This is a genomic window from Rhodococcus sp. NPDC059234 (assembly GCF_042754225.1).
GTDB lineage: Bacteria > Actinomycetota > Actinomycetes > Mycobacteriales > Mycobacteriaceae > Rhodococcus_G.
In genome coordinates this window covers 1-5,923 of the sequence record NZ_JBHZAH010000186.1, presented here as the reverse complement: position 1 = coordinate 5,923, position 5,923 = coordinate 1, and the positions used below count along the sequence as shown (strand labels likewise).

Here is a 5,923-nt window from a genome sequence, read left to right as displayed (position 1 = left end):
CGGTTACGGAGTGCAGGGACTCCGTAACCGCACCACTGCGCGAAGCGCATCACCAGCGGGCGAGGAGCTCGTTCGCGCGGACGGCGAGGGCGGCCTGCAGCAGGGGACCGAAGCTCACCCGGCCGACGCCGAGAGCCGCGAAAGCGGCCTTCTCGCCGCTCACCGGGTCGGCAATCGCGTTGACCGGCAACGGCAGCGCCGCCGTCAGCTGCCGGTACACCTCGTCGCTGTGGAACCCGACCGGGTACAGCACGTCGGCGCCCGCCTCCGCGGCCAGGGTCAGCCGCGCGATGGCCCGCTGCACCCTGTCCGCCTCGTCCCCGACCTGCTTGATGAACAGATCGGTGCGCGCGTTGACCACCACGTGCACGCCCACCGCGTCCGCGGCACGCCGCAGGCCGCCGACGAAGTCCGCGTGCTCCTGCGCCTCGCGCAGGCGACCGCCCTCGCTGTGCACGGTGTCCTCGATGTTGAGGCCCACCGCCCCGACCTCGACCAGTCCGTCGATCAGCCGCTGCGGGTCGAGGCCGTAGCCCGACTCGATGTCGACGGAGACCGGCAGGTCCACCGCGGCGGTGATCTGGCCGACGCGGGCCGTCAACTCTGCGAACGTCATGCCCTCGTTGTCGGGCTTGCCCACCGAATCCGCGACCGGATGGCTGCCGACGGTCAGCGCGGCGAAACCGGCCTCCACGGCCAGGTTCGCCGACCACGCGTCCCACACGGTCGGGAGGATCACGGGATTGCCGGGCTGGTGCAGGGCCAGCAGGGTGGTTGCCTTCTCGGTGATCGATGCCATGGTGGTTCCTCGCCTCGTGGAGTGTCGCGTACATCGTGGCACGCCGACGGGCCTCGACTCATCCTTGGAATCACGACATTTCCGTTAGCGTCGACAAATGCCCGTCGCCTCCCGGACCATCGCCGCCTCGCTCGCGGCCGCGCTGGGCGCGGCCCTGGCCGCCTTCGTGCTCACCGTCCCGCCCGGCGGACACTGGGCGGTCAACGCGTCCGACCGCCAATTCGACAGCTGGCTCGACGCCCAGCCGACCGGTGTCGCGGTCGGCGCGGTGATCGCCGTCGCCACCTGCATTCTCCTGCAGCGCAGTGGTTCTCGGCGTGTCGGCTGGGCGGCCGCGGCGATGGCGACCCTCGTCCTGCTCGGTGCGCGGCTGACGGTTCCGGGGGTCAGCGACTTCGACGCGCTCACCGCCCTGCACTACCTCAAGACCGCGGCCGCGGGGGTGCTGCTCGGATCCGTCGTGGCGACGGCGTGGGCCGGTCGGGCCGGGCAGTGGGCGACCACCCTCGGCGCGGTCGCCGCGTTCCTGTCCGCGCAGGCGTCCGGGATGGCGACGCTGACCTTCACCACCTCGTCCGTCGGGGAACCGTCCTGGTGGCTGCTCGGACCGACGCTGGCGCTGGCGATCGCGAGTGCGGTCACCGCCGACGCCGGGACCAGGATTCAGCGGGTGAGCGGACCGGAGGCGCGCGGCGCCCTGCTGACCGTCGTCGCGCTGGCGGTGGTGAACCGGCTGCAGCTTTCCTGGATCAACGAGCGCGGCAGCGACTCCCGGCTGCACGTCTGGGTCGTCCTCGGGGTCGCGATGGTGGTGGTGCTGGTGGCCACCGAGGTGTGCGCGCGGCTGGTCGAGCGCGAGTCCGGCGGGGGCGCCTTCCTGCTGGCGACCACCGGCGTCGCGGCCGCCGCGATGCCGGTGCTGGTGGACCTGCGCGACCCGTTCCGGGAGGTGTCACCGTCGGTGGTGGTCGCGGTCGCGACGGGCGCGGTGGCGGTCGGGCTGCGGCTGGCGGGGCGGTGGCGGACCCCGGTGGCCGGGCTCGGTGTCGCGGCTCTGGTCCCGCTGCTCGCCGCGATCTGGCCGGACTTCGGTCACGACGGCCCGTGGCTGCTGGTGCGGCTGGCCGTGCTCGGCGTCGGGGCCGGCCTGGCGGTCGGGTCGACGCTGCCGGGCGTCGCGGCGGTCGCGGCGGCCGGGTTCACGATTCCGTTCGTCTCCATGGTGTTCTACTCCGCGGCGACCGTCGCGACGAGCACCGTCGTCCACAGCGGGGCCTACGAGCCGCTGCGCGGCGGCCCGACCCTCAGTGCGCACACCCCCGAAACCGGCTGGACCGCCTACGGGTTCGACTACCCCGGCTTCGACTACCGCAGCGCGGGCATCGCGCTGGCGATCGCGGTCGCGTTCTGTGCGTTCGGCGTGCGCGGCCTGCGGGCCCCGCGATGACCGGCCGGGTGCTCGGGTTCCTCGGCGCCCTGCTCGTCGGCGCGACGGCCGGGTGGGCTCTGCTCGCGCCGCTGGCGTCGAGCTTCGGGTTCGTCGCGACCGACGGGCAGATGCAGGCGCTGACGACCAGCCGGCCACTCGCCGCCGCGATCGGGGTGGTGCTCGCGGCGTCCGTCGCGGGATCACTCGCACGCCGCGGCGCCGGCGCACGGTCGGCATGGGTGACCGCGGCGCTCGGACTGGCCCTGGTCGCGGCGGCGGGGCTGACGAACGAGCATGTGCGACAGATCGAATGGCTGATCGCGGCGAACTACCTGAGCGGGATCGGTGCCGGGTTGGCGCTCGGCGGCGCGGCGGCCGTGCTCGCGACGAGGGGCGGGTCGACCGGGCTGACGGTGGGAGCATTCGCGGCCTTACTGCTGGCGCCCACCGTCGCATTCAATCTCGACCGCGGCTGGGGATGGAGCACCGGCGAGGGGGTGGACTTCGGCTGGACCGCGTACACCCCGCTCACCGACGCGGACGCGGTGGTCGCCGCACCGCCGTGGTGGCTGCTGGTACCGGCGCTCGTCTGCACGGTCGCGGCCGCGACGATCGGCCGCGGGGAACTGGCCGAACCTGCCACCCGCGGCGTGGCCGCCACGCTCGTGGTCGTGGTGACGGGCCTGGCGACGAACGCGGCGATCGGTGTGGCACCGGACAACTGGGCGCTCGCCGCTCCCCTGCTGGCGGTGTTCGCCCTCGCCGTCGGTGCGGCGGCGTTCGCCCTCGACGGCCGCGACGGCCGACTGCTGCTGACCGCCACCGCGGTGGTCGCGACCGCGGCGCCCCTCTTCGGCGGGACCGACACCAACGCGCTCGGCGTCGCCATCATCGCGACCTCGCTCGCGGTCGGGGTGGCTGTGGGCGTCAGATTCCCGAACCTCGTTGCCGGACTGGCACTTCTGGCGGCGATCAGCGCGATCGGCCTGCTGCCGGACTTCGACGACGGCATGCGGGACGCGGTCCGCTGGCTCGCGCTGGCCCCGATCGCCGGGTACGCGCTCGGGTCGTGCGGCCCGGTCCGGGGTGGCGCCGCCGTGACGGGCCTGGCGGTGCTGCTCGTGCCGTCGGCGCTGACGGTGGCCGGCCAGTCGACCGAGTGGGGCCGGTTCGGCACCTCGTCCGTGTTCACCGAGCTCCCGCGCGGCCTGCTTTCGGTGCCGCCGGCCGAACCGACGGCGCTGAGCCTGGCCGCGGCGCTCGTCGCCGGTGCCGCCGTCGTCGCGGCGGTCCGGCTGGGTCGGCGACCCGCGAGCCCTACTTCCTGACGCACGCGGCCTTCGCCTGCTCGACCTGTTCGTCGGTCAGCGACGGTGCGGTCAGCGGCGTCCGCGCGGTCCCCTCGGCCCGCATCCCGTCGAGCACCAGGCCCAGGTAGCGGCGCCAGGCCTCGGGCGCGACCGGTCGGGCGAAGTCGATGACCGACTCGACCATCCGGCTGATGGTGAACAGGTCGTTGACGGTGATGTCGGGGCGCAGGGCGCCCGCATCCTGGGCCCTGGCGATCAGGGCCTCGACGAGGGGCGTCACCCGCTCGCGGGCGCAGGCGATCTGTTCGCGGCCCTCGTCGTCGCTGAAGAACACGTCGCCCATGCCGCGGTTGAGCGCCATCTGCTCGCAGGTCAGGGCGATGAAGTCGACGAGACCCTCCCACGGGTCCGCGCGCTGCAGGGCGGCGGTCGCGGCGTCGGCGATGTCGTCCATGTGCTGCTGGAACACCCCGTCCACCAGTTCCTGCTTGCAGGTGAACCTGCGGTAGACGGTGCCGACACCGACCTTCGCGTGCCGCGCGACGTCGTCGAGGGTGATGTCGATGCCGCGCGTGGCGAACAGGTCGGCCGCGGCGTCGAGAATCTTGCGGCGATTGCGCTCGGCGTCGGCACGCAGCCGGCGCGCTCCTGTGACGGTGCTCACGATATTCATTCTGCCATCCCAGAAAATTGCGACATACCCGGACAAACCGCACCGCTCGAGAAATTAAGTGGAGACATCTCCTCCACTTAGGCGTACGGTGACCTAAGTGGAGCTTACTCCTCCGCTTCCATCCGATCCCGTGCACAGACACCGACCCACGTCGAAGGGGCTGTAGCTCATGACCACCACCACACTCGACCGCCCGGAGGCGGCCCCGGGTTCGACCGAAAGGGAACACCGCCTGCGCTGGTTCGTCATGGCGGTCATCGCCCTGGCCCAGCTGATGGTCGTGCTCGACGCGACCATCGTGAACATCGCGCTGCCCGCCGCGCAGAAGTCACTCCAGTTCTCCGACGGCGACCGCCAGTGGGTGGTCACCGCCTACGCCCTCGCGTTCGGCAGCCTGCTGCTGCTCGGTGGGCGGCTGTCCGACTTGTTCGGCCGCAGAAACACTTTCGTCATCGGACTGATCGGGTTCGCCGCGATGTCCGCGGTCGGCGGCGCCGCGGTGAACTTCCCGATGCTCGTCGCCGCCCGCGCCGGCCAGGGAGTCTTCGCCGCCCTGCTCGCCCCGGCCGCGCTGTCCCTGCTGGCGACCACCTTCACCAAGCCCGACGAGCGCGCCAAAGCGTTCGGCATCTTCGGTGCGGTCGCGGGCGCCGGCGGCGCGGTGGGGCTGCTGCTCGGCGGCATGCTCACCGAATGGACGTCCTGGCGCTGGAGCCTGTACGTCAACCTGATCTTCGCGGCCGTCGCGCTGGTCGGCGCCCTGACGATGATGTCCCCGCACAAGGCCGAGCACCGGCCCAAGCTCGACATCCCCGGCACGATCTCGGTGTCGGCGGCACTGTTCAGCATCGTCTACGGTTTCTCGCACGCCGAGTCGCACGGCTGGTCCAACGGGGCGACCATCGCCTGGCTGGTGGCCGGCGCGGTCCTGCTGGCGGTGTTCGTCGTCATCGAGACCCGCGTCGCACACCCGCTGCTTCCGCTGCGGATCGTCCTCGACCGCACCCGCGGCGGCGCTTACCTGGCGATGTTCATCACCGGTTCCGGCATGTTCGCGGTGTTCCTGTTCCTGACCTTCTACATGCAGACCGTGCTGCAGTACAGCCCCATCGTCACCGGCCTCGCGTTCCTGCCGATGGTCGCGGGCATGGTCACCTCGGCGACCACCTCCACGGCGGTGCTGCTGCCGAAGGTCGGGCCGCGACTGCTGATGACCGGCGGACTGGTCGTCGCCGCGATCGGTATGGGCGTGCTCGCGCAACTGACCGTCGAGAGCACCTACGCGCCGCACATCCTGCCCGGCCTGGTGCTGCTCGGTCTCGGGATGGGCATGGTGTTCGCCCCCGGAATGCAGGGCGCGATCACCGGCGTGCACCCCGAGGACGCCGGCGTGGCGTCGGCGACCGTGAACACCATGCAGCAGGTGGGCGGCTCGATCGGCACCGCGCTGCTCAGCACCGTCGCCGCGACCGCCGCGTCGAACTACCTGTCCGGCGCCGTGCCGACCCCGCAGGCCCAGGCCCTCGCCGCGGTGCACAGCTACACCACCACGTTCTGGTGGGCGGCGGCGATCTTCACTGTGGGAGCGGTGATCTCGGCCTTCCTTCTGCCCGGCGGAAAGCTGCCCGCACCGGTAGAAGGTCAGCAGCTCGCGATGGCGCACTGACGTCACCGCGCCGAGCGATCCGGCGGCGATCACGCACTGCGTGATC

5 protein-coding genes are annotated in these 5,923 nt (G+C 72.1%); 3 read left to right on the top strand and 2 right to left on the bottom strand.

What is annotated here, in order from left to right:
• Window positions 1-49: 49 nt before the first annotated feature.
• Window positions 50-799 carry an isocitrate lyase/phosphoenolpyruvate mutase family protein gene (locus ACFXGJ_RS23805; RefSeq protein ID WP_378625725.1) on the bottom strand — a complete coding sequence of 250 codons (750 nt, stop codon included), beginning with the start codon at window positions 797-799 and terminating at the stop codon, window positions 50-52.
• Window positions 800-896: 97 nt separating this feature from the next.
• Here ACFXGJ_RS23805 and ACFXGJ_RS23800 point away from each other — a divergent pair, with 97 nt between their 5' ends.
• Together ACFXGJ_RS23800 and ACFXGJ_RS23795 are read left to right on the top strand one after the other, a co-directional pair.
• Complete coding sequence (locus ACFXGJ_RS23800) at window positions 897-2,246, top strand: hypothetical protein (RefSeq protein WP_378625723.1); 1,350 nt, start codon at window positions 897-899, stop codon at window positions 2,244-2,246.
• Window positions 2,243-3,556, top strand: coding sequence for a hypothetical protein (locus ACFXGJ_RS23795; protein WP_378625722.1), 1,314 nt, complete (start codon window positions 2,243-2,245; stop codon window positions 3,554-3,556). The genes ACFXGJ_RS23800 and ACFXGJ_RS23795 overlap by 4 nt, the downstream gene beginning before the upstream one ends.
• Here ACFXGJ_RS23795 and ACFXGJ_RS23790 read toward each other — a convergent pair.
• Entirely contained in the window at window positions 3,546-4,211 is a 666-nt protein-coding gene (locus tag ACFXGJ_RS23790) for a TetR/AcrR family transcriptional regulator (protein ID WP_378625721.1), read from the bottom strand. The two genes, ACFXGJ_RS23795 and ACFXGJ_RS23790, sit on opposite strands and share 11 nt — an antisense overlap.
• Before the next feature lie 169 nt (window positions 4,212-4,380).
• Here ACFXGJ_RS23790 and ACFXGJ_RS23785 point away from each other — a divergent pair, with 169 nt between their 5' ends.
• Entirely contained in the window at window positions 4,381-5,877 is a 1,497-nt protein-coding gene (locus ACFXGJ_RS23785; protein ID WP_378625720.1) for an MFS transporter, read from the top strand.
• Window positions 5,878-5,923 lie beyond the last annotated feature (46 nt).